Source organism: Sphaerisporangium dianthi, from assembly GCF_042654065.1.
Lineage (GTDB): Bacteria > Actinomycetota > Actinomycetes > Streptosporangiales > Streptosporangiaceae > Sphaerisporangium > Sphaerisporangium dianthi.
In genome coordinates this window covers 158,424-181,375 of the sequence record NZ_JBHSFP010000008.1, presented here as the reverse complement: position 1 = coordinate 181,375, position 22,952 = coordinate 158,424, and the positions used below count along the sequence as shown (strand labels likewise).

Below are 22,952 nucleotides of genomic sequence, written 5' to 3'. Positions count from 1 at the left end.
TCCCTTCTCTCCATCACTCGGCAACACCGTTGATCACCTTACAGTGGTGTCGCACAAGATGGCCTCTCTATTTCGTGCGCCGGCCCGCCCCGCACGAGCATGGCCGGACCACCGCTTACCCGAGCGCCCTGCCCCGAAACGGACCCGGGCCACCTGGTCGACGGTGGCGCACGCCCCGGCCATCCGGCGGCCAGCGGCCGGCGGTGGGAGAGAATGGCGGCATGGCCGTCACATCGTTCATGGTGCCGCTGGGCACCGCCGCCCCTGAGTTCGACCTTCCGTCCGTCGGCGGTGGCCGCGTGTCGCTCGCCGAGCTCGAGCGCACCCCGGCGACCCTGGTGATCTTCCTGTCCAACCACTGCCCGTACGTCCGCCGCATCGAGCAGGGCATCGGCGCGCTGGCCGCCGACTATCGCGGGCGGGTCACCACGGTCGCGATCTGCAGCAACGACGTCGTCAACTATCCCGACGACGACGCCGGCCACCTGGCCGAGCAGGCCGGGCGCGCCGGCTTCGACTTCCCCTACCTCATCGACGAGCCGCAGGACGTGGCCAAGGCCTACCACGCGGCCTGCACGCCGGACTTCTTCCTCTACGACGCCGACCGCCGCCTGGCCTACCGGGGTGAGTTCGACGACGCGCGGCCGTCCAACCAGGTGCCGGTGACCGGCTCGACGCTGCGCCGGGCGATCGACGCCGTGCTCGCCGGGCAGCCGGTTCCCGGCCCGCAGAACCCCAGCCTCGGCTGCGGCATCAAGTGGAAGCCGGGAAACGACTAGCGCGACCGGACGAGACCGGCGCTCAGGTCTCCGGCCCCGGCTGGTGGACGACGGGCGCGGCGGGCCGGTCAGCGGGGCGAGGGCAGGCCGTCGGCTCTGGCGGCCGCGGGGATGGCCGTCAGGAGCTCCCAGGGGTCGCCGTCGTGCCAGGAGTCGATGAGTTTGGCCACCGCCTCCCCCGGCTCGAAGTCGCCGCAGCCGTACGCGCCGAAGCAGCCGGAGTCCTCCAGAGCGGTGATCAGCGGGTCGTCGGCGGGAAGGGCCTGCGTGTAGGCCGCGGCGTCGAGCAGGGCGAGCGCGCAGCGCGCGTTCCAGTCGCCGTCACGGGTCTGGACCCGGTCGAGCCGCCACCTGGCCCGCGCGCGTAGATGGCCGGCGAGCGAATCGGTCGTCCCCACAACGAAGCCCCTCCACGATCTTTCACCTTGAGTGTCAACATCATCACTCATCGTGACGCGTGATCGTGGGATCTTTGCGAACCCTCTTAACAGGCCCCCCGCAGGTATTCGCGAAATCGGCATCCGGGAATATTGGCTCCATGACGGAAGCCTTCGACGATCTGCTCACCGCCAACGAGGACTTCGCCAGATCTTTCCAGCACTCTGATCTGACCGGACGCGCCAAGCGCGGCCTCGCCGTGGTCACCTGCATGGACTCGCGGATCGACCCGCTCAACCTGCTCGGCCTCTCGGCCGGCGACGCCAAGATCCTGCGCAACGCGGGGGCACGCGTGACCGACGACGTCCTGCGGACTCTCGTCCTCGCGGTGTACCTCCTCGGGGTCGACCGCGTGCTGGTGATGCCGCACACCGACTGCCGGATGGCCAAGTCGACGGACGAAGACGTCCACGACCTGATCGGCAGCCAGTACGGCGTCGACACGCGCAGCCTGGAATTCCACACCGTGCCCGACCAGGACGCGGCGCTGCGCCGCGACATCATCCGCATCAGGACCTACCCGTACCTGCCGGACCGCCTGGCCGTCGGCGGAGCGGTGTACGACGTCCACACCGGCAAACTGATGCCGGTCGAACTCTGACCGCCGTCACCGCCTGGGCAGCGTGAAGGCCGGGAGGAGCCTCCCGGCCTTCACGTCGTTCTCGGCGATCTCGACGCCCGCGCCACCCGCCGCCACCGGCGAGGCCGGCCCTCAGGCGTCGATGGCGTCGCGGTCGACCTCGGCGGCGCTGCTGACGATGAACTCGCGGCGAGGGGCCACGTCGCTGCCCATGAGCAGCGAGAAGATCTGCTCGGCCGCCTCGACGTCCTCGATGCGGACCCGGCGCAGGGTGCGGTGGCGCGGCTCCATGGTGGTCTCGGCCAGCTGGTCGGCGTCCATCTCGCCCAGGCCCTTGTAGCGCTGGATCGGGTCCTTCCAGCGCTTGCCCCGGCGCTCGAGATCGCGCAGGACGCGGTGCAGCTCGGCGTCGGAGTAGGTGTAGACGAACTTGTCCTTGCCCTTGCCGGGGTTGATGATCTCGATGCGGTGCAGGGGCGGCACGGCGGCGAAGACGCGCCCCGCCTCGACCATCGGACGCATGTAGCGGTGGAACAGGGTGAGCAGCAGGCAGCGGATGTGCGCGCCGTCCACGTCGGCGTCGGCCATCAGGATGACCTTGCCGTAGCGGGCGGCGTCGAGGTCGAAGCCACGGCCCGAGCCGGCGCCGATGACCTGGATGATCGCGGCGCACTCGGCGTTCTTGAGCATGTCGGCCACCGAGGCCTTCTGCACGTTCAAGATCTTGCCGCGGATGGGCAGCAGCGCCTGGAACTCGGAGTCGCGCGCGGCGCGGGCCGTGCCGAGGGCCGAATCGCCCTCGACGATGAACAGCTCGCTGCGGTCGACGTCGTCGCTGCGGCAGTCGACCAGCTTGGCGGGCAGCGCGGAGTTCTCAAGGGCGCTCTTGCGCCGCTGGTTGTCACGGTGCTCGCGGGCGGCGATGCGGGCCTTGGCCGCCGCGACGATCTTCTCAAGGACGGCCCTGAGCTGGAGCTTGTGGGCACGCTTGGTGCTGCCGAACAGCTCTTTCAGCTCGCGGGAGACCACGTGGGAGACGATGCGGCTTGCCGCGGAGGTGCCGAGGACCTCCTTGGTCTGGCCCTCGAACTGGGGCTCGGGCACCCGGACCGTGACGACGGCGGTGAGGCCCTCGAGGAGGTCCTCCTTGGTGACCGGGTCGTCGCCGTTCTTGAGCAGGCGGGTCTCTCTGAGCTGCTCGTTGATCGTGCGGTGCAGGGCCCGCTCGAACCCGCTGAGGTGGGTGCCGCCCTTGGGCGTGGCGATGACGTTCACGAAGGAGCGCACGGTCGTCTCGTAGCCCTTGCCCCAGCGGACGGCGACGTCGACGGTCAGTTCGCGCTCGACCTCGGTGGAGGTCATGTGGCCCTGCTCGTCGAGCACGGGCACGGTCTCGTGGAAGTGGCCGACGCCCTGCAGGCGCATGACGTCGCAGACGGCCTCGTCGCGGGCCAGGAACTCGGTGAACTCGGAGATGCCGCCGTCGAAGCGGAACTCCTCTTCGACCGGCTCTTCGCCCCGGCTGTCGCGCACGGCGATGGTGAGGCCGGGAACCAGGAAGGCGGTCTGCCGGGCGCGGACGTGGATCTCGTCCAGCGAGACCTCGGCCTCGGGCAGGAAGATCTGCTTGTCGACCCACCAGCGGACGCGCGTGCCGGTGGCCTTGCGGCCCAGGGCCCCGCCGTCGCGCAGGCCGGACTTCTTCTTGAACTTGGCGGTGGGCCCCTCGCCGTCGAACACGCCGGGAACGCCGCGGCGGAAGCTGATCTCGTGGACGCGCCCGCCGCGGTCGACCTCGACGTCCAGACGGGCGGACAGGGCGTTGACGACGGAGGCGCCGACGCCGTGCAGGCCGCCGGAGGCCCCATAGGAGCCGCCGCCGAACTTGCCGCCCGCGTGGAGCTTGGTGTAGACGAGCTCGACGCCGGCCAGGCCGCTCTTGGGCTCGATGTCGACCGGGATGCCGCGGCCGTCGTCGCGGACCTCGGTGGACCCGTCGGGGAACAGTTCGACCTCGATGCGCTTGCAGTAGCCGGCGAGGGCCTCGTCGACGGCGTTGTCCACGATCTCCCAGAGGCAATGCATGAGACCGCGGCTGTCAGTGGACCCGATGTACATTCCGGGGCGCTTACGGACGGCCTCCAGGCCCTCCAGCACCGACAGATGACGGGCCGTGTAGCCCGTCTCTGTGCTGACTGCGGTCACTCCCACTCCCACTGAGCATCGAACATGTGTGCGTAGCCTACCGTTTCGTATGGTCCGGCGCGCCTAAGCGTGCCATCAACAGGGGGTTCTGCGTCAGCCCGCAGCCGAATCACGTCACTTAACGACACATTCTGCTCTCGGCGTATCCGGGGGGCGATTGGGAACGTCCTCATCGGGTTAGATGTTGAGCCAAGTGACTGACGCCAAATCCCCACGTCAGTGGGGTGACCCGAAAGGCGATACGTGACTGGAGCTCTCGCCCCCACCAAGCCGCTGACCGCCGTCGACCGTTGCGACCGATGCGGCGCCCAGGCGTACATCCGCGCGTCCCTCCCCATGGGCGGGGAGCTACTGTTCTGCGCTCACCACGGGCGTCGGCACGTTGCGGCTCTGCGCGACAAGGGCGCCGACATCCAGGACGAGTCGGCGCGCCTCAGCGAAACCCCTTCTACGAACACCAGCGAACGATGAGCCCCGGCCCGTCGTTCTGAGCCAGATAACCGAGCACAACCTCATAGAACGTGAACGCGGCGATCTGAGGCGGTGTCCCCCCGGACACCTCCCCAGGCCTCGCCGCGTCGCGCTGTCAGGGCGCCTCACGCCGGCGTCGACACGCGATAGTGGTAGCGGCCGGCCGGTGTGAAGCCCTCGGCGGCGTACATGGCGATGGCCGTGGTGTTGCGCGCCAGGACCACCAGGTACGCCCCGGTGGCCCCGCGTGCGCGGCCGTGCGCCAGCAGGGCGCGCAGCACGCTGCGCCCGAGGCCGCGCCGCCGTGCGGCGGGCACCGTCGCCATGCAGTAGATCCCCAGCATGCCGTCCTGGAGCACCGAGCGTCCCACGGCGAGCGGAGCGCCGTCCTCCTCCACGGTGGCGTAGCTCGCGGGCACCCCGCGGGCGATGCGCTCGGCCGTCTCGAGGCCCCGGTCGAAGCGGCCGTCCACCTCCCACCACGTCGCCAGCCAGTCGCCGGAGGGCTCGTCCGCGATCGTCGCATGGTGCGCGGGCCGGGGCGTCTCGCCGTCCAGCAGGGCGGTCATGTACAGGGCCTGGTCGACCAGGCGGTACCCGCGATCGGCGAGGAACGCGTCGAGCCGGGACGTCGCGCGCGGGCCTATGGAGAAGACGCACGGCAGCCCGCGCTCGGCGTAGAACTTCTCGGCCGCGCCGACCGCCTCATCCAGGTTGTCCGGCTCGCCCCACGCGAGCACGGAGTTGGCGCGTTTGGTGACGCCGTCGGCGTAGCGCAGGATCCAGCCGCCGATCGCCTCCTGGTGCGGCGCGGGCCATGCCTGGTGGACAAGGGTCTCGATCTCCACTCGTTCCCCGCTCATCAGCGCAAACTCTAGCCGATCACCCCCCGCGACCGGATCCCCACGCGCGACCGGATCACCTCACGGCGGAGGGCCACGCACCCCGGCCCGGCGGAGGCGGACCCCTGATGTCGGGCCGCTTCACCGCACAATCGCGGGCCGGTCCCCTTCACGGCCCGGCCTGCCCGCGCCCCCGCCGCCGCCCCGCCGCCCGCAAACCCCGGCTGACCTGCGGGAGGCTAGGATCAGGAGCCGTGCTCATCCTGCTGCCGCCATCCGAGGGAAAGGCCCCCCACGGCGCCGGGCCCTCTCTGGACCTCGGCGCCCTGTCCTTCCCCGAGCTCACCTCGGCCCGCGAGAAGGTCCTCGACGCGCTGGACAGGCTGGTCAAGGGTCCGCCGCAGGAGGCGATGGCGGTGCTGGGCCTGTCCCCCGGCCAGGCCGGCGAGCTCGACCGGAACCGCGATCTCCGCGCCGCCGCCGCCCTGCCGGCGTCGCGGCTCTACACCGGCGTCCTCTACGACAACCTCGGCCTCGCCTCGCTCGACGCCCGGGCGCGCCGCCGCGCGTACAACCGGGTGATCGTGTTCTCGGGGCTGTGGGGCGCGCTGCGGCTCACCGACCGCGTGCCGCCCTACCGCCTGTCCATGGGCGTGCGCCTGCCGCCTCTGGGCGGTCTGGCGGCCTACTGGCGCCCGAGCCTGAGGGAGGTCCTGGACGGCCGGAAGGGCATGATCGTCGACATGCGGTCCTCGACGTACGCGCAGGCCTGGCAGCCCGGCCCACGCGCGGTCACGGTGCGCGTGCTCAGAGAGTCGGCCGGCGCCCGCACGGTGGTCAGCCACATGGCCAAGGCGACGCGCGGTGCCGTGGCCCGCTCGCTGGTCGAGTCCGGCGAGGACCCGCGCGATCCGCAGGAGCTGGCCGAGGTGCTGGCCGGCCTCGGCCACGCCACCGAGCTGGGCGCCGCACCCCCGAAGGGCGGCCCCCGCGTCCTCGACGTCGTTATCCGTTCGTGATCACATTCAGCCGCGAGCACGCCTTGTGGAACTCCTTGGCCGGATCACCCAGATGCGACCAGGGCATGTCGCTGTGCCTGCCTCCCGTGCGCGACAGGTGGCCTCTGGCAGGCCGCCGCATGTCGGCGAGGTAGAAGGCCGCCCCGAAGGCGTTGTGCGCCTCCACAGCGCGCGGATGCGGCCGCGAGCCCCGGCTGACGTGCCAGCGCCCGGCCGCCGCGCTGATCTCCCGCTGCACGTCGTAGGAGACCCACGCGCGCGAGCGTCCCGAGCGCTCCCCCGCGACGTGCTCGAAGTACGCGAGCGGCAGCAGCGCCCAGAGAGGATCGCCGTCGGGCGCCGCCGCGCCGGCGGCGCGGGCGAAGTCGAACATCTCCTGGCTCGTGCCGCCCCAGCCGGGCGAGAGCGTGACCAGCCGCGCGACGTGGGCGGCGTACGACGAGGGGTGGCGGCGCCAGGCCTCGGCCCAGATGGAGTCCTTCTCCTCCCGCGGGCGCTCCAGGGCCAGCGCCATCCACAGCAGAGACACCCAGGGCGCGGGATCCGCGGGCATGAACTGGGCCGCCGCGAGAAGCGGGGCTCGCGCCGACTCCATGGCCTGGTGGAACATGCGCAGCCGGTCGGCCTGCACGGCACGCGCCCGCACGTCCGGCTTGATCTCCCATGCCTCTTCGACGCGCGCGCGGCCGAGCCACAGCCACAGATCGGGATTGACCCGATCTCGCTCGATCAGGGCTTCGATGCCGTCCGTGAGACCCACGGCGGCCTTGGCCAGCGCCTCCACCCGCATCGCGCGCGACTCCGGATCAGCCCGGGTCGCGACCAGCGCGGGGATGGCAGGTTCGAGGTACCCACGCCCGAGGGCGGTCACCGCATCGTCCAGCACGGCGTCCGCCCAGGGACGGCTTGCGATCAGTCGTGGCCCCCGAGCACGCGCCCGATCCACTTCGATCACACCCATGGCGCGTGAGCCTAGAAGCCCCCGAGACGCGCGCTACTACCGGCGGGTTACGGGTGTGTAAACGGCGAATAGCCGCACTATGGAAGAAGGCCGCCCGAAATGGGTGCGACACGCCCGCGCGCCGGCGAGGCCCGCGCGAAGGACCGCACCGATCGCCCTGTGGCGAAGCATCGGACGGCGCGTCTCGGACGCTCGGCACGGCCGAGGCGCCTTCCGCCCGGGACGAGCGACGGCCCCCGCCCTGCGCGGGCGGGAGCCGTGACGACTCGTCAGTCGAGGTAGTCGCGCAGGACCTGCGAGCGCGACGGGTGGCGCAGCTTGGACATGGTCTTGGACTCGATCTGCCGGATGCGCTCGCGCGTCACCCCGTAGACCTTGCCGATCTCGTCCAGCGTCTTCGGCTGGCCGTCGGTGAGACCGAACCGCATCGACACCACGCCCGCCTCGCGCTCCGACAACGTGTCGAGAACCGAGTGGAGCTGCTCCTGCAACAGGGTGAAGCTCACGGCGTCCGCGGGGACGATCGCCTCGGAGTCCTCGATGAGGTCGCCGAACTCGCTGTCGCCCTCCTCGCCGAGGGGGGTGTGCAGGGAGATCGGCTCGCGCCCGTACTTCTGGACCTCGACGACCTTCTCAGGGGTCATGTCGAGCTCGCGGGCGAGCTCCTCGGGGGTCGGCTCACGGCCGAGATCCTGCAGCATCTGCCGCTGGACCCGGGCGAGCTTGTTGATCACCTCGACCATGTGCACCGGGATGCGGATGGTGCGGGCCTGGTCGGCCATGGCCCGGGTGATCGCCTGGCGGATCCACCACGTGGCGTAGGTGGAGAACTTGTAACCCTTGGTGTAGTCGAACTTCTCCACCGCGCGGATCAGGCCCAGGTTGCCCTCCTGGATCAGGTCCAGGAAGAGCATGCCGCGGCCGGTGTAGCGCTTGGCCAGCGAGACCACCAGGCGGAGGTTGGCCTCCAGCAGGTGGTTCTTGGCGCGGCGGCCGTCCTCGGCGATCCACTCGAGCTCGGCGCGGACGTCGACGGGCAGGCGCTCGCCGTCGTTGGCCAGCTGCTCCTCGGCGAACAGACCGGCCTCGATGCGCTTGGCGAGCTCGACCTCCTGCTCGGCGTTGAGCAGCGGGACCTTGCCGATCTGCTTGAGGTAGTCCTTCACCGGGTCGGCGGTCGCTCCGGCGGCGGCGACCTGCGCCACCGGCGCGTCGTCGTCGTCATCGGAGAGGATGAGCACCTCGTCGTCGCTCTGGACCTCGACGCCGGCCTTGGGCTCTTCCTCGACTTCGACCTCGGCCTCAGCCTCGGGCTCGGCCTCGACCTCGGCCGCCTCGACCTCGGTGTCGGTCTCGGCTTCGGCGTCCACCTCGACGTCGATGTCGAAGTCCTCGAGTTCGAGGTCGCCCTCGATGTCGAGATCCTCGTCATCCTCGGAGGAGACCTTGGGCTTTGTTTCGATCTTGGGCGATGGCGACGCGGGCACGGCGACCTCCGGCTTGGCCTTCTTGGCGAGGGCTGCAGGGGTGGCGACCTTGGCGGGAGCGTCAGGGGCGGTCTCGGTCTTCTTGACCGGCGCGGCCTTCTTGGCCACGGGCTTCTTGGCGACCGGCTTGTCACCGGCCGCCGCGGCCTCGCCCCCGGCACCGCTCACCACGGCCGTGACGGTATCGGGCTGCTCCTTGGCCGCCGCGGTGGCGGTCTTGGTCTTCTTGACGGGGGCGGCGGTACGACGCTTGGCCGGGCCACGAGACCTCTTGGGCGCCGCCGAGTCCGCAGCGGTCACCACGACGGTCACACCCTCTTTGCTGAGGTTCCGCAGAAACACCGCGGCGTGCGACATCGGGATGTCCGCCTCCTCGAAGGCCTTGCGGACATCCTCAGACTCGAGGAAACCCTGCGAGCGCCCACGCTCGATGAGCCGCTGAATGACGGGCTCGTTCAGCTCAGACGGCTTCGAGCGAGTCGAACTTGCAGGCGACACGAACACCTCTCGAACGAACGCATGGTGAGAATGGACCCAGGTGCCCGCTAGGGGCTCTTGCTTCTTTTCGGTGGTGGGCCGTGCGAACCGCGACGTGCCTGTCCAGCATTGTGGCATGCCCCCGCAGTCCATACGGCCGCCTCACAGCGGTTGCCCTCCACCCTAGGCCGACCGGAACAGTAGTGCGTACGGAAGCGGGCCACCGATACCCGAAAGCAACCCTTATGACTGTTTCATTCAGTCACTCTTTGTGGTGGCCGGCACGTGGACGGCGAGCACCGTGACGTCATCGTCCTGCTCATACCCCGCCAGCATGCGATCCACCAGGAAGTCAAGCAACATATGAGGATTTCCTAGGACCTCGGGGGGCGCCTCCGCGACGACAGAAGAAAGTTCTGCGAGTCCGGCGTCCAGACCGCGCTTGCGATTCTCGACCAGTCCGTCGGAGTACAGCACCGCCGTGTGCCCCGGCGGGACGCAGAACCGGAACTGCTTGCGCGTGGTGGGCCAGCCGAGGGGCGTGCCCGGCTCGCCGTCCGACAGCACGGCCGTGCCCTGCGGAGACACCAGCAGGGGCGGCGGGTGGCCGGCCAGCGCCAGGGTGCCCTCGCCTGTGGCGGGCTCGACGACCATGTACGCCAGGGTGTGACCTGCTCTTCCTCCTCGGTGGCGTCGAACACCCGGTCAAGGCCGGTGAGCACGGCCGCGGGCGGCGGATTGGTGAGGGCCAGCGCGCGCATGGCGTTGCGGATGCGGCCCATGCCGGCCGCCGCCTTGACGCCCTTGCCCATGACGTCGCCGACGACGGCCGCGACCCGGGCGTCCTGCAGGACGAACGCGTCGTACCAGTCGCCGCCGACCTGGACGTGCCTGCTGCCGGACCGGAAGCGCTGGGCCAGGACCAGGCCGGGGATCACCGGCAGACGGTCGGGCAGCAGACTGCGCTGGAGGGTCTCGGCCGTGCGGTGCTCGCGCTCGAACAGCGTGGCCCGCTCGACCGCCAGGGCGCACTGCCCGGCCAGGGCCTCCAGGAAGACGCCGTCCTCCTGGGAGATCTTCTGCGGGCGGGTGAAGGCGAACCTCAGCGCGCCGAGCGCCCGTCCCGCCGCCAGCAGCGGAAGGCCGACCCACGCCCGCTCGTCGCTGCCGGCGAGGAACCCCGAGATCATGGCCTCGTCGGCGCCGGCGTCCACGAGCTGGGCCTTGAGGCTCTCGGGCGACTCGGCGAACACGGGCCTGCGGCTGTTGACGGCCATGGTCATCAGGCTCGTCTGCGAGAGCGGGACCTCCTCGCCCGACCCGCCGGGAACATCGGGGAGGCCGCCGCTGTTGGTGAACTTCAGCGCGGCGCGGTCGCTGTCGAGCAGCGCCACGGCGGACCTGTCGGCGGCCAGCGCGGTGCGGCCGACATCGATGATGACCTGGACGACCTGCTCGACCGTGAGGGCCTCGGCGAGCTGGGCGGTGGCGCCCTGGAGACGGGCCGTTCGCAGCGCGGCGGCGCCGAGCTGGTCGGTCAGCCGCCCGCGCATCTCTTCGGCCTCACGCTGAGGCGTCACGTCGCTGTTGGCGCCCACCCACTCGACCACCCGGCCATGGCGGATGATCGGGACGGCCCGCACCTCGAAGTGGCGGTAGCCGCTGGCGCGGGTGCGGACGCGGTAGCTCCACTCGAAGAGCGTGCGGCCGCGCAGCGCCTCGCGCCAGGCCTCCTCGGCGGCCGGGCGGTCGTCGGGATGGACGGCCTCCAGCCAGCCGTACGCCAGGTACTCTTCGAGGCTCTGACCGGTGATGGCCCGCCACTGCGGGGCGTCGTCGATCACGGCCCCGGTGGGCGAGGCGATCCACACCAGTTGCTGCTGGGACTCGACCAGCGAGCGATAGCGCTCTTCGCTGCGGCGCAGCTCCTCCTCGGCGAGCTGGCGCTCGGTGACGTCCACGCCGAACATCGCCACCCCGGCGAGCGCCCCCTTGTCGCCGTGGATCGGATAGAACGACAGGCTCCAGTGGCGGAGCTCGCCCGTGGAGGACATGCTGCGGTAGCGCTGATCACCGTTGACGACGGCGTGGTGCTCTTCGACGACCCTGCGCAGCGCGGCCTCGATGAGGGCCGACAGCTCGGCGGAGACGATCTCGGCCGCCGGACGGCCGGCGTGCTCTTCGGCGGCCACCCCGCTGACGTCGGCGAAGCTCTGGTTGACCCGTTGGAACCTGCCGGTCGTGTCGAAGAACGCGAAGGCGAACGGCGCCTCTGCCAGTAGGCCCTGGAACAGGGCGGGGTCTGAGATGTCCACACCCGACTCCCGGGGACGGGGCACGGAGGTTTCGGCGCTCATGGTCGGCACCTCCGTCGCGTGCCAGGGTCTCCCACGAGGCACATCTCCATAACTGTGATTGGTAACGCAGAATCTGCACTACATCATCGGCGATGGGCACGCGCGGACGGAAGCCCCGGCCGCGATGCGGTCAACGCATCCTGTCAAAAACGCGCCGTGGTGTGCAGCAAGATCGGCCGACTTTCTCACCACGCGCATCGTGGCCTGGTCGGTCTGCGCCACCTCGGCCAAGCCTCCACCCCTCCGGCATCCGCGAACCCTGACGGCGGCGCCAGGCGCCGCGACGGCACATGGCGCGCCCGGCAAGCCGGACGCGCTCGAAGACAGCTTCCCACAGGAGCGGCTCTGGGGTGCCCGATGTGCCGAACCCTTACAGCGGCAGGGGTTGACAGCTCCGGGATACGAGATGGAATGGGAACCGCACGCCCCCTCAGAGCACTGGTCCGGGGGACGGATGTCCCCCGGCTCACGGGAGGATGCGAAACCGCCCATGCCTGCTCTAGCAACGCGTTCCGCCGAAGGGACCGCCGATCATCGAGCGACCGACCCGCGAGCGACCGGGCCGCGCGACGCGCGCTCTCCGGAGCCGGAGGGCGGAGGACCTCTGAGCGCACGACTCCAGGACGAGTTCCTGGGCGTGCCCGTCGAAGTCGTGGACCGCTGCGTCGAGGACGTTCAGGCATGCGCCGCCCACCTCGGCGTCGACGTCACCACGGCCGTGGTCGAGCGCATCGCGCGCGAGCACCTCCTCGCGGTGGCGAGCTCGGCGCCTCTGGTCGGTCCGCCCGAAAGCGGCGGCACGCGCGCGCCCCGGCCGTTGACGATCGCGGGGTCGGCGGGATAACGGTCCGGTCCTGACGGTAACAGCGGGGTCACCAGGCGGCGTTCCGTGCACCTTTCGGACGCGGAATGCGAGAAGGTAATGGAGTGAGCCGCCGACGACGACGAGACCCCCGGGGGACCCAGCCGCCGGACGACGTGTTCGCGGAAATGCTCTTGGCGGCCCGCGAGCTGCTCGCCGTGCGCACCCCGCTGGACGCCGAGCTGATGGTCTCCGACATGCTGGGCTCCTGGTGGGGCCACCGGCTGCGCCGCGGCGACGTCGAGGAGTTCCTCGGCGAGGGCCTGGTCGACTACGCCGCCAAGGCCGGCACGCCCGCCGCCCTGACGCTGCTGGTCGCCGTCGCCTATCTCGGCACCTCCCGGCAGGCCGCCAAGGCCGAGGGGGCCGCGCTGGCCCTCATGGAGTCCGATGTCGCGAGGCCTCGCTGGGCCGAGCGCGTTGGAGCGGTCAAACCACGCGGCTGCTACGTCTCCAGGGACGCCTACGGCGATCAGGACACCGTCGTGTGCACCTTCGCCTACCGCGGGACGGTTCCGGCCGCCCAGGGCCGCGACAGCGCCTCCTCGGCCCCGTCGGTCTCGGCTCGCGTCGCCTCCCACGGAGCCGCCTCCTCCGCGCAGGGCGCCGGCGCCTCCTCACAGAGCGCCGCCGCGGCGGCGCCCGCCGTCGCCTCCCAGGGCGCGGGCTCCCCCGGGCCGGGCTCCCCGGCCTCGCCCGCGCCGGCCGCCTCCGGTCAGGGCGTCACCGCCTCGGCGCCCGCCCGGCCGCCGGGGGCGCAGGCCCGTCCCCTTGAGCACCCCGAGGACGCGCACGCGCTCGTGGTCGTCGTCGACTACAACATGCGCGGCATGGCCCGGGACGCGTGGGTGTCCTCCCAGGTGGACGAACTGCTGGAGAAGGCCGCCGTCGAGGCCGCGGGCAATCCGATGCTGAGCTTCGAGGAGATCGAGCCCCAGCAGGCCAGGGCGCTGCTGGAGTTCGCCATGAGGGCCACCACCGAGTCGCTGGGCCGCCGCAAGGGGCCCCAGCTCGTCAGCGACGGCTACAGCGCCTTCCACGCCTTCGCCAGGGCGCGCATCAAGGCGCTTCCCCCGGGACGCAAGCGCCCCGCCCCGCTGCTCAGCGAGGCCCCCTACAGCCGCGACCGCCGGGCGATGCTCGCGGCCGAGTTCCTGGCCTCGGACGCCGCCGAGCACCTGTCGGACCCCTCGGCGGCCTCCCGGTGCGCCGACCACATCATCGACTACGGGTGCGACCAGGACTTCAACCGCCCGCTGCGGGTCAGCCCGACCAAGTGCGAGACGTTCCTGCTCGACTGGCTGCCGCGCAAGGTGCTGCTGAGCCCCGCCGATCAGGAGGCCATGCCGCACGTCCTGCTGTCGTGGGTGCGGTTCGCGGCCCCGAAGACCGGGCTGCCCGTGGAGGGCATGCGGGCGACCCTGGACGCCGTCTGGGAGGCCACAGGACGCTTCACCGAGGCTTACCGCGACCCCACGACCTTCGGCCTGGACCGCTCCCTGGTCGAACGTCTCCTGCCCGACGGCGACCTGTCGGCGCTGGCGCGCAGGGCCTTCGCCTTCCCGTTCCTGGAGGGCACGCACGGCGACGTCGACCTGTGGAGGCTGCGCCCGTCGGAGGACGCCGACCGGCGCATCCTGCTCGAGATCGACCACGCGGCCGAGCGTGACCGTCCCGACTTCGCCGAGCACCTGGCCTGGCACGAAGAGATCGCAAAGCGGCTGTGGGACGGCGAGCCCGAGCAGATGTGGGAGGCCGCCCAGCGCCTGCTCGACCTCGGCCACGACCGGCACGACGTGCTGCACGTCCTCATGGAGATCGCCGAGCGCATCGGCGACCACCCCGACGAACTGGCCGCCGCCCTGGACGACATAGCGGACATTCCGGACGAACCCTCCGCCTAGCCCGGCGCGGCCCGCAGATCAGCGGGTGAAGCCGATGTCGGCGTAGTCGAGGGTGTGGAATCCGGGGGCGCCGATGTTGGCGAGCGTCGCCTTGACGCCCCAGTTCTGCGGGCGCTGGTACAACGGCAGCACGTTGACCTCGCGCCAGATCAGTTCGTCGGCCTCGTTGGCGTCGCGGCGCGCTCGCACGGGGTTGAGGTCGGAGGACGCCTTGCGCATCGCGGCGTCGATCTCGGGGCTGCCCGACCTGCCGAAGTTGGCGTTCCATCGCGCCTTGCCGTCGGACCCCTTGACCTTGTCGGCGTAGATGCCGTAGCTGTTGGAGACCGGGAACGGCGTGCCGATGTAGGAGAACGGCGCGATGTCGAAGTTGCCGGGGATGACGTACTTTCCGAAGAAGTCGTCGCTGGGGACCGACTGGATGGTCACCGTGACGCCGATGCGCCGGAGCATCGCCTGCGCCAGCTGGGCCTCGGACTTGCTGAGCTGCAGCCCCGACGGGATGACGAAGCGGAGGGCGAGCTCTTTGCCGGCCCTGCGCCGGGTCGGGCTCGCCCGGTGCCAGCCCGCGGCGTCCAGCAGTCGCTCGGCCTTCGCCGGGTCGTACCTGCCGAGCTCGCCGGAGTTGTCCTGGTAGCCGACCTGGGTGTCCATGAACAGGTGGTTGTGCAGTGGCGAACCGTTCCAGCCGAGCCCCTGAAGGTCGGACCGGGTGATCGCGGAACGGTCCAGGCCGAGGACGATCGCCTGGCGGACCCTGATGTCGGACAGCACAGGGCTTTCGGCGTTGAAGGTGAAATGCCGGAAGTCGGGCCCCGCGGCCTGCCGGATGGCCGCTCCCCTGGCGTTGCGGGCCCTGGCGAAGTCGGGCGCGGACGGCCCGATGTCGAAGACGTCCACTTCGCCGTTCGTGAAGGCCCCGACGAGGGAGTCCGTCGCCAGCGAGCGGTATATGATCTTGTCGAGCTTGGCCCGGTCTCCCCACCACCTCTCGTCGCGGACGACCGTGACGGTCTTGGCGGTCTGGTCGAAGGCGTGGAACCGGAACGGTCCAGCGGTCACCGGCACGCGGTTCAGCCAGCCGGTGTTGAAGGCGTCGGGCGTCGCGTTCGACGACCTCGGGTACAGCGGCCAGAACAGCGACTGCCACTCGGAGAACGGGGTCTGGAAGGCGACCAGCACCTCGTAGTCGTCCTTGCCCCGGGTGACGCTCGCGATGTCCTGGTAGCCGGTCGTCGCGCGGACGTGGAAGTCAGGATCGCGGCCGTTCATGGCCTTCCACTGGGACTCGTAGTCCTGCCAGGTGATCGGCCGTCCGTCCGACCACCGGGCCTTGCGGTTGAGGGTGTAGGTCACGACCTGGCGGGGGTTGGTCGCGGTGACCCGGGCGTCGGTCACGTAGTCGGCGTCCGGCGTGGGGGTGGCCTTCTCGTCGGAGCGGAAGGCGGCGGGCATGAGCGCGTCGATGACCTTCTTGACCTCGGCCAGGTTGCCGTCGATGTGGTTGAGGTTCCACTGCGTGGGGAACTCGGTGAGCCCCCATCGCAGGGTTCCGCCGTCCCTGACGCGCTCGCGCGGCATCGGGTTGATGTCGAAGGCCTTGACCGACGAGGGCGCGCCGCCGGCGCCCTCGTGGCCGCCGTTCGCCCCCCTCCCGCAGGCCGCGGCCGTGAGCGGCACCGCGACGGCCAGGGCGGCGGCCAGCGCGCGCCTGCGAACTCCGGTCACTTTTCCTCCAGATCTCACTTTTCGAACCGGCGCGGCCCTCAGACGACGCCGAACCTCTGCGCGTGGTGGCACGCGGCCCCGTGGTCGCCCCCCATCGGGCGGACCTCGGGCTCCTCATCGACGCAACGTGCCCGCGGCGGGCCGGTGAGCGCCGCGAACTTCGGGCAGCGCGTGCGGAACCGGCAACCGGAGGGAGGGTCGGCGGGGCTCGGGAGGTCGCCTTCCAGCAGGATGCGGCGGCGCCCGCGTTCGGCGTCGGGGTCGGGGATCGGGACCGCGGACAGCAGGGCCTGCGTGTAGGGATGCGCCGGCCCTCCGTACACCAGGTCAACCTGGCCGATCTCGGCGATCCTGCCGAGGTACATCACGGCCACGCGGTCGGCGATGTGCCGGACGACGGCCAGGTCGTGGGCCACGAAGAGATAGGACAGACCGAGGCGCCGCCGAAGATCGGCGAGGAGGTTGAGCACCCCCGCCTGGATCGACACGTCGAGCGCGGACACCGGTTCGTCCAGCACGATCAGGCGTGGTTCCAGGGCCAGGGCGCGGGCGATGGCGACCCGCTGGCGCTGGCCGCCGGAGAATTCCCGCGGGTAGCGGGCGGCGTCGGCTGCGTCGAGCCCGACCAGCGCGAGCAGGCGCCGCACCCGGGAGCCGGTGTCGCGGCGACCGTGAGTGATCAGGGGCTCGGCGACGATGTCGTGGACGGTCATGCGGGGGTCGAGCGAGGCGAGCGGGTCCTGGAAGACCACCTGCAGGTGCCGCCGGACGGCCAGGCGGTCGCGCGGGGCCAGCGCCGCGGTGTCGCGGCCGAACACCACGACGCGCCCTGCCTCGGGCCGTGCCAGCTCGAGGATCTCCATCAGCGCCGTCGTCTTGCCGCAGCCGGACTCGCCGACCAGGCCGAGCGTCTCGCCCTCGCGGATGTCGAAGCCGATGCCGTCGACGGCGCGGACGGTGCCGACCCGCCGCCGGAAGACGGCCCCCTTCATCAGCGGGTGGTGCTTCACCAGGCCGCCGACCTCCAGCACCACGGCCCGCTCGTCCCTGGCGGCCGGCGGGGTCGCCCCGGCGGCCTCCCGCGCGGGTTCACCGCGCGCGTCGCGGGGCCCGGCCGTCGCCTCCGGCGGCCCGGCCGGAACGGGGAGTTCGCGGGAGCGGTGGCAGGCCGCGCGGTGGCCGGGGCCGACGTGGGCCGGCGAGGGCTCGGTCAGCGCGCACGCGGGGACGGCCATCGGGCAGCGCGGCTCGAACGGGCAGCCGGGCGGAAGGCGGGACGGGCTGGGAGGGGCGCCCTCGATCGGCGTCAGCGGCACCCGCCTGCCCATGTCCAGCCGGGGCACCGAGCCCAGCAGGCCCACGGTGTAGGGCATGCGGGAGCGGTGGTAGACGTCGCGGACGGCGCCGGACTCGACCTCCCTTCCCGCGTACATGACCAGCACCCGGTCGGCGAACCCCGCGACGACGCCGAGATCGTGGGTGATCAGGACGATGGCGGCGCCGGTCTCGCCCTTGGCCTTCTTGAGGACCTCCAGCACCTGGGCCTGGATCGTGACGTCCAGGGCGGTGGTCGGCTCGTCGCAGATGATGACGTCGGGGTCGTTGGCGATCGCCATCGCGATCATCGCCCGCTGCCGCATGCCGCCGGAGAACTCGTGCGGGAACGCCCTGGCCCGCTGGCGGGCGTTGGGGATGCCCACGAGGTCGAGCAGCTCGACGGCGCGCTCGGCCGCCCGCGGCCTGCTCATCCGCTGGTGGACGCGCACGGCCTCGGCGATCTGGTCGCCCACGCGGTAGACGGGCGTCATGGCCGACAGCGGGTCCTGGAACACCATAGAGATGGCGCGGCCCCGGAAGGCGGCCAGGCTCTTCTCGGAGGCGCCGAGCAGCTCGCGGCCGTGCAGCCGCACCGAGCCGGACACCTTGGCGTGCCGGGGCAGCAGGCCCATGACCGCCAGGGCGGCGGCCGACTTGCCGGCGCCGGACTCGCCGACGATGCCCAGCACCTCGCCCGCGCCGACGTCGTAGCCGACCCCGCGGACGACGCGCGCGCCGCCGAACGACACCTCCAGGTCGCGCACCGCGAGGACCGGCTCTCGCACCGCGAGGACGGGGTCGTCCACCGCGAGGGCGGGGTCGCGCACGGCGGGCCGCGCGTCGCGCGCGTCGCGCCCGTCCCGCGCCCGTGCTTCCACGGCGGGCTCCGCCTCGCGCGCGCCCTGTGCCCGGCCGCTCACGTGGACCTCCTCGCGCCGGGGTCGAACGCGTCGCGCAGCGAGTCGCCGACCAGGTTGACCGACAGGATGGTGATGATCAGCCCTCCTGCCGCGAACCAGAACGTCCAGGGCGCGTACAGCGCCGTCTTGGCCCCGTCGGCGATCAGGCCGCCCAGGGAGACGTCCGGCGGCTGGATGCCGAACCCGAAGTACGACAGGCTCGTCTCGGTGAGGATGGCCGCGCTGACGTTGAGCGTGGCGTCCACGATCAGCAGGGACGCGAGGTTCGGCATGACGTGCCGGAAGATGATCGTGTGGGACGGCACTCCCATGAACCGCGCCGCCTTGATGTACTCGCGTTCTTTGATCGCCCTGGTCATGCCGCGCACGATCTTGGAGGTGACCATCCACAGGAACAGCGCCAGCATGGCGACGAAGAGCACCCACCGCCCGCCGGTGAACAGCGGTGACATGACCGCGAGGATCAGGAAGGCGGGCAGGACGAGGAGCAGGTCGGCGACCCACATGACCGTGCGGTCGGTCCAGCCGAGGAAGTAGCCGGCGAACGAGCCGGCGACGGCGGCCAGGCCGGTCGACAGCACGGCGACGAGCAGGCCGACGAGCAGTGACTTCTGGGCGCCGCGCATGGTGACGGCGAACACGTCGGCGCCGGTCTGCAGGGTGCCGAACCAGTGGGCGGTCGAGGGCGGCTGCATGAACGCCGTGAAGTCGAGCTCGGCGGCCGACCACCGGCAGGCCTTCGGCCCGGCGAAGGCGAGCAGGAACATGGCCGTCAGCAGCGCGAAGCCCAGCGAGCCCTGCCTGGCGCGGAAGAACCGCCCGGCCACCACCCGGCCCCTGGAGGGCGCGGGCGCCCGCCCGTCTCCGGCCTGGCCCTCGGCGAAGTCCTCCTCGCGCAGCGTCGTCGTCATCTAGCCCACCCGCACCCTGGGGTCCAGGACGGCGTGCAGGACGTCTGCGGCCAGGGAGGCCGTCAGCACGGCCAGGGCCGCGAAGCAGCTGATCGCGGCGACGGTGTTGACGTCGTTGGTGCGGATGGAGGCCACGAGCTCCTCTCCCATGCCGTGCCAGCCGAAGACCGACTCGGTGATGGTGGCGCCGACCAGCAGCGCGCCGAAGGTGAAGGCGAAGTACGTCGCGGCGGGGATGAGGGCGGTGCGCAGGGCGTGCTTGACGAGCGCGGTGCGCCTGCGCAGCCCTTTGGCCATCGCCGTGCGGACGAAGTCGGCCTCCAGCACGTCGAGCATCATGTTGCGCTGGTATCTGCTGTAGACGGCGATCTGGCCGACCGCCAGCGAGAGCGTCGGCAGGGCCAGGTGCTTGACGCGGTCGAGCAGCCCCGCCCCGGCTCCGCCGGACAGGCCCGGGGTGGCCTCGCCGCTGACCAGGAACATCTGGACGCCGAGGTGGTCGTTCAGCCAGATGGCGCCGATGATCAGCATGTTGGCCAGCACGACGGTCGGGATCGCGAGCACGGTGAAGGAGGCGATGGTGGACAGGCGGTCGAACCAGCCGTACTGGCCGATGCCGGCGCAGGCGCCGACGAGCACCCCGGCGACGCTGCCCAGCACCACGCCGAGCACGACCAGCCGCAGGGTGACGCCGAGGCGCCGCCCGAGCTGGGCGCCGACCTGGTCGCCGTTCCACGTGCGGCCGAGGTCGCCGCGCAGCACTCCCCCGGCCCAGACGAGGTAGCGCTCGAAGAGCGGGGCGCGGTCGTCGAGGTTGTACATGGCGAGGCGGCCGTCGATGACCGCGGCGGGCGGCCGCGGGTTGCGGCCCTCGTAGTTGGACCGCGGGTCGAGCGCGGTCGCGGCCAGAAGGTACGCCAGGCTAGCGGCCACGGCGATCAGCACCACGTAGTTGACCGACCGGCGAAGCAGGAATCCCGCCATCGCCCCCCTTCCGCCGACTGCCGAGTCGCGCCGGATCGCGCACCGAGAGGGCCGTTCCGCGTCCCTCCGTGCCCATCCTGCTACATGGCGTAACCGTCCGGTGACAAGAAAGTCGTCAATCTGGCCAGGTGTCGTCCCAAAGAAGCGTCTGCGGCGGTGACGGCGTGCCGGAGACGGGCGCGGCGGGGCGCCCGCCGGCGGTCAGCGGTCGGCGAGCTCGTCGACGGCGGTGCGCACGTCCGCGCTGGTGATGGTGGTGAGCTCTTCGGCGCTGGCGGTGCCGCCGCGCCCGGCGAGGCGGACGTCGCGGCCGAGCGCGGCGCGCTCGAACAGCGACCGGGCGAAGCGGCCGTTGCCGAGGTCGTCGATCAGGCCCTCGGCGCAGACCCACGCGAACACGTCGGCCAGATCGCGCCGCGCGGAGTCGTCGAACCGGTCGCCCGACTCTTCGGCCAGCAGCGCCGCGATCTCGGTCAGTTCGGCCGGGCTGTAGGAGGGGAACGACACGTGCTGGTTGAACCGGCTGGCCAGGCCCGGGTTGGTGGCCAGGAGGCGCTCCATCTCGGAGGCGTACCCGGCGAGGATGATGACCAGGCGGTCGCGGTCGTCCTCGGCGCGCTTGAGCAGAGTCTGCACGGCCTCCGCGCCGAAGGCGTCGCCTCCCTGGTAGCCGCTGTTGACCAGGCTGTAGGCCTCGTCGATGAACAGCACGCCGCCGAGCGCCCGGTCGACCAGCTCGTTGGTCTTGATCGCGGTGGCGCCGAGGTGCTGGCCGACCAGGTCGGCCCTGGACGCCTCGACCACGTCGGAGCGCGACAGCAGGCCGAGCGCGGCGAAGATGCGGCCGAGCACGCGCGCCACGGTGGTCTTGCCGGTGCCGGGCGGGCCGACGAACACGAAGTGGCGCATCTGCGGCGGCGCGGGCAGGCCCTGCTCCTGGCGCATGCGGGCGACGCGGAGCTGGGCGGCGATGGCCCGCACCTGGCGTTTGACCGGCTCCAGCCCCGCCATGCGGTCGAGGTCGGCGAGGGCCTCCGGAAGGTTCGGGGTGGCCTGGTAGCCGCGGAACCTGGCGGTGATCTCGTTGAAGGCCTTGGTGAGGTCGGCCGTGGTGGTGGTGAGCAGGTCGTCGCGGCTGGGCGAGCCTCCGGCCCCGACCACGCGCACGTCGCGGGCCTGGGCCGCGGTCTCGACCAGGCTGCGCGCGAAGCGGGCGTTGCCGAGCTCGTCGATCAGGCCGCGCCGGTGGACGTCCTCGAACAGCCTGTGCAGCACGGCCGGGGCGTCGGCCGTCAGGCGCTCGCCCCGCCGGGCCCGCAGCAGCTCGGTGATGCTGACCAGCTCGGCCGGCGAGTAGGTGGGGAACTTGACGCGGGTCGCGAAGCGGGAGGACAGGCCGGGATTGGAGGTCAGGAAGGCGGCCGTCTCTTTCTCGTAGCCGGCCAGGATGATGACGAGCCGGTCGCGGTCGTCCTCGGCGCGCTTGAGCAGGGTCTGCACCGCCTCGGCGCCGAACCGGTCGTGCTGGCCCTCGCCGGAGTTGACCAGGCTGTAGGCCTCGTCGATGAACAGCACGCCGCCGAGCGCCCGGTCGATCAGCTCGTTGGTCTTGATCGCGGTGGCGCCGAGGTACTCGCCGACCAGGTCGGCGCGCTGGGCCTCGACGACGTACGGCGTCTCCAGCAGGCCGAAAGCGTAGAAGATCTTCGCGACGGTGCGGGCCACGGTGGTCTTGCCGGTGCCGGGCGGGCCGACGAACACGAAGTGGCGCATGGGCTGCTCGGTGGCGTACCCGGCCTCGGCGCGCAGCCGCGACGCCTCGATGGAGGCCGCGATCGAGCGCACCTGCTCTTTGACCGGCTCCATGCCGATCATGCTTTCGAGCTCGCCGAGGGCGTCGTCGACGGAGATCGGCGGCGGCGGCGCGGAGCGCTCGGCCGGGGCGTCACGCTCGCCCGCGCCGTCACGCACGCGCTGGCGCGCCTTCCCTGGCGTCTCGGCGGGCGCGGCGGCCAGCCGCCTGCGCACCTGGCGCGCCTGCACCAGGCGGTAGACCAGCACGGCCGCGGCGACGCCGTAGGCCGCCCAGGCGGCGTCCGCCGAGAAGGTGGCGACGGCCAGCCCGACCATGGCCGCGGCGCCCAGGGCGGCCATGGTGGTGATCCACGGCGTCACCCACCTGATCAGATGGGCCGCCGCGCCGGTCAGCACCCCGAGCAGGATGTAGAGGGTGGGAAGCAGGGTGTGCGGGCGGACGTACTCGGCGGCGACCACCATCAGGGACGACCATGCCACCACGACCAGGACGGTCGCGGCGGCGCGGGGATAGCGGAGCGTCAGCTCGGCGTAGCCGAGGAGTAACAGTGTGGTGACGAAGGCGGAGAACGGCGACCCGCCGAGGACGACGGCGAGCACGATGGCGCAGACGAGGACGGCGCCGAAGATGACCCGTCTCGTCGTACGGGAGAGCTGGAAATAACGTAGCCGGACGTGCTCGAACGCATCACGGGCCGCGGCGCGCCCCGCCGGCCGGGCCCTGTCGGAGTCCCGCATTTTGCCTCCCCGGTCGCCTCCCGGTTATACCGCACCGGGGCTCCGGGCGCGCGTCCCGCGCCGCGCCCGCCGCGACGCGCCGCGATCGGCGGCCCGCGCACGGCGACGCGCCCCCGGTGGCGCGTCGTGGTCGTCCCACGATGCGCCGCCGAAGGCG

At 71.6% G+C, this 22,952-nt stretch carries 16 protein-coding genes and 1 pseudogene; 6 read left to right on the top strand and 11 right to left on the bottom strand.

The window, feature by feature from the left end; genetic code table 11:
• Window positions 1–221: 221 nt before the first annotated feature.
• A complete protein-coding gene (locus ACFO60_RS14835; protein WP_380840768.1) occupies window positions 222–779 on the top strand; it encodes a thioredoxin family protein in 558 nt (185 codons plus the stop codon).
• A gap of 68 nt (window positions 780–847) precedes the next feature.
• Here the strand turns inward: ACFO60_RS14835 and ACFO60_RS14830 are convergent, their stop codons facing one another.
• Entirely contained in the window at window positions 848–1,177 is a 330-nt protein-coding gene (locus tag ACFO60_RS14830) for a hypothetical protein (protein ID WP_380840767.1), read from the bottom strand.
• A 140-nt stretch (window positions 1,178–1,317) separates the two neighbouring features.
• Between ACFO60_RS14830 and ACFO60_RS14825 the strand changes: the two genes are divergently transcribed.
• A complete protein-coding gene (locus ACFO60_RS14825; RefSeq protein ID WP_380840766.1) occupies window positions 1,318–1,818 on the top strand; it encodes a beta-class carbonic anhydrase in 501 nt (166 codons plus the stop codon).
• A 111-nt stretch (window positions 1,819–1,929) separates the two neighbouring features.
• Here the strand turns inward: ACFO60_RS14825 and ACFO60_RS14820 are convergent, their stop codons facing one another.
• Window positions 1,930–4,002, bottom strand: coding sequence for a DNA gyrase/topoisomerase IV subunit B (locus ACFO60_RS14820; protein ID WP_380840765.1), 2,073 nt, complete (start codon window positions 4,000–4,002; stop codon window positions 1,930–1,932).
• 243 nt (window positions 4,003–4,245) lie between these two features.
• On the opposite strand from ACFO60_RS14820, the gene ACFO60_RS14815 reads away from it, so the two are divergent.
• On the top strand, window positions 4,246–4,473 hold the full coding sequence (locus ACFO60_RS14815; RefSeq protein WP_380840764.1) for a DUF7455 domain-containing protein: 228 nt from the start codon (window positions 4,246–4,248) through the stop codon (window positions 4,471–4,473).
• A gap of 125 nt (window positions 4,474–4,598) precedes the next feature.
• On the opposite strand, the gene ACFO60_RS14810 is transcribed toward ACFO60_RS14815, so the two are convergent.
• Window positions 4,599–5,336, bottom strand: coding sequence for a GNAT family N-acetyltransferase (locus ACFO60_RS14810; protein WP_380840763.1), 738 nt, complete (start codon window positions 5,334–5,336; stop codon window positions 4,599–4,601).
• A 233-nt stretch (window positions 5,337–5,569) separates the two neighbouring features.
• Here ACFO60_RS14810 and yaaA point away from each other — a divergent pair, with 233 nt between their 5' ends.
• Window positions 5,570–6,334, top strand: a complete 765-nt coding sequence (gene yaaA, locus ACFO60_RS14805; RefSeq protein WP_380840761.1) for a peroxide stress protein YaaA — start codon at window positions 5,570–5,572, stop codon at window positions 6,332–6,334.
• Here the strand turns inward: yaaA and ACFO60_RS14800 are convergent.
• The 3 genes and pseudogenes from ACFO60_RS14800 to ACFO60_RS14790 form a co-directional block, all read right to left on the bottom strand.
• On the bottom strand, window positions 6,321–7,295 hold the full coding sequence (locus ACFO60_RS14800) for a hypothetical protein (protein ID WP_380840760.1): 975 nt from the start codon (window positions 7,293–7,295) through the stop codon (window positions 6,321–6,323). The two genes, yaaA and ACFO60_RS14800, sit on opposite strands and share 14 nt — an antisense overlap.
• 269 nt (window positions 7,296–7,564) lie before the next feature.
• Window positions 7,565–9,280, bottom strand: a complete 1,716-nt coding sequence (locus ACFO60_RS14795) for an RNA polymerase sigma factor (RefSeq protein ID WP_380840759.1) — start codon at window positions 9,278–9,280, stop codon at window positions 7,565–7,567.
• 237 nt (window positions 9,281–9,517) lie between these two features.
• Window positions 9,518–11,616: pseudogene (locus ACFO60_RS14790) on the bottom strand (SpoIIE family protein phosphatase).
• A 637-nt stretch (window positions 11,617–12,253) separates the two neighbouring features.
• Here ACFO60_RS14790 and ACFO60_RS14785 point away from each other — a divergent pair.
• Window positions 12,254–12,460, top strand: a complete 207-nt coding sequence (locus tag ACFO60_RS14785) for a hypothetical protein (RefSeq protein ID WP_380840758.1) — start codon at window positions 12,254–12,256, stop codon at window positions 12,458–12,460.
• A gap of 146 nt (window positions 12,461–12,606) precedes the next feature.
• Window positions 12,607–14,382 (top strand): hypothetical protein, encoded by a 1,776-nt coding sequence (locus tag ACFO60_RS14780; protein ID WP_380840905.1) that lies wholly within the window; start codon window positions 12,607–12,609, stop codon window positions 14,380–14,382.
• Between the two features lie 18 nt (window positions 14,383–14,400).
• Here the strand turns inward: ACFO60_RS14780 and ACFO60_RS14775 are convergent, their stop codons facing one another.
• The 5 genes from ACFO60_RS14775 to ACFO60_RS14755 form a co-directional block, all read right to left on the bottom strand.
• Window positions 14,401–16,110, bottom strand: coding sequence for an ABC transporter family substrate-binding protein (locus ACFO60_RS14775; RefSeq protein WP_380840757.1), 1,710 nt, complete (start codon window positions 16,108–16,110; stop codon window positions 14,401–14,403).
• A gap of 38 nt (window positions 16,111–16,148) precedes the next feature.
• A complete protein-coding gene (locus ACFO60_RS14770; protein WP_380840904.1) occupies window positions 16,149–18,254 on the bottom strand; it encodes a dipeptide ABC transporter ATP-binding protein in 2,106 nt (701 codons plus the stop codon).
• Between the two features lie 89 nt (window positions 18,255–18,343).
• Complete coding sequence (locus tag ACFO60_RS14765; RefSeq protein WP_380840756.1) at window positions 18,344–19,258, bottom strand: ABC transporter permease; 915 nt, start codon at window positions 19,256–19,258, stop codon at window positions 18,344–18,346.
• A complete protein-coding gene (locus ACFO60_RS14760; protein ID WP_380840755.1) occupies window positions 19,259–20,242 on the bottom strand; it encodes an ABC transporter permease in 984 nt (327 codons plus the stop codon).
• A gap of 201 nt (window positions 20,243–20,443) precedes the next feature.
• Window positions 20,444–22,795, bottom strand: coding sequence for an AAA family ATPase (locus ACFO60_RS14755; RefSeq protein WP_380840754.1), 2,352 nt, complete (start codon window positions 22,793–22,795; stop codon window positions 20,444–20,446).
• Window positions 22,796–22,952: the final 157 nt, after the last annotated feature.

Coding starts and splice junctions, on each gene's coding strand:
- ACFO60_RS14835 (WP_380840768.1), top strand. CDS start 222: ATGGCCGTCACATCGTTCATGGTGCCGCTGGGCACCGCCGCCCCTGAG.
- ACFO60_RS14825 (WP_380840766.1), top strand. CDS start 1,318: ATGACGGAAGCCTTCGACGATCTGCTCACCGCCAACGAGGACTTCGCC.
- ACFO60_RS14810 (WP_380840763.1), bottom strand. CDS start 5,336: ATGAGCGGGGAACGAGTGGAGATCGAGACCCTTGTCCACCAGGCATGG.
- ACFO60_RS14800 (WP_380840760.1), bottom strand. CDS start 7,295: ATGGGTGTGATCGAAGTGGATCGGGCGCGTGCTCGGGGGCCACGACTG.
- ACFO60_RS14780 (WP_380840905.1), top strand. CDS start 12,607: ATGCTCTTGGCGGCCCGCGAGCTGCTCGCCGTGCGCACCCCGCTGGAC.
- ACFO60_RS14765 (WP_380840756.1), bottom strand. CDS start 19,258: ATGACGACGACGCTGCGCGAGGAGGACTTCGCCGAGGGCCAGGCCGGA.
- ACFO60_RS14760 (WP_380840755.1), bottom strand. CDS start 20,242: ATGGCGGGATTCCTGCTTCGCCGGTCGGTCAACTACGTGGTGCTGATC.
- ACFO60_RS14755 (WP_380840754.1), bottom strand. CDS start 22,795: ATGCGGGACTCCGACAGGGCCCGGCCGGCGGGGCGCGCCGCGGCCCGT.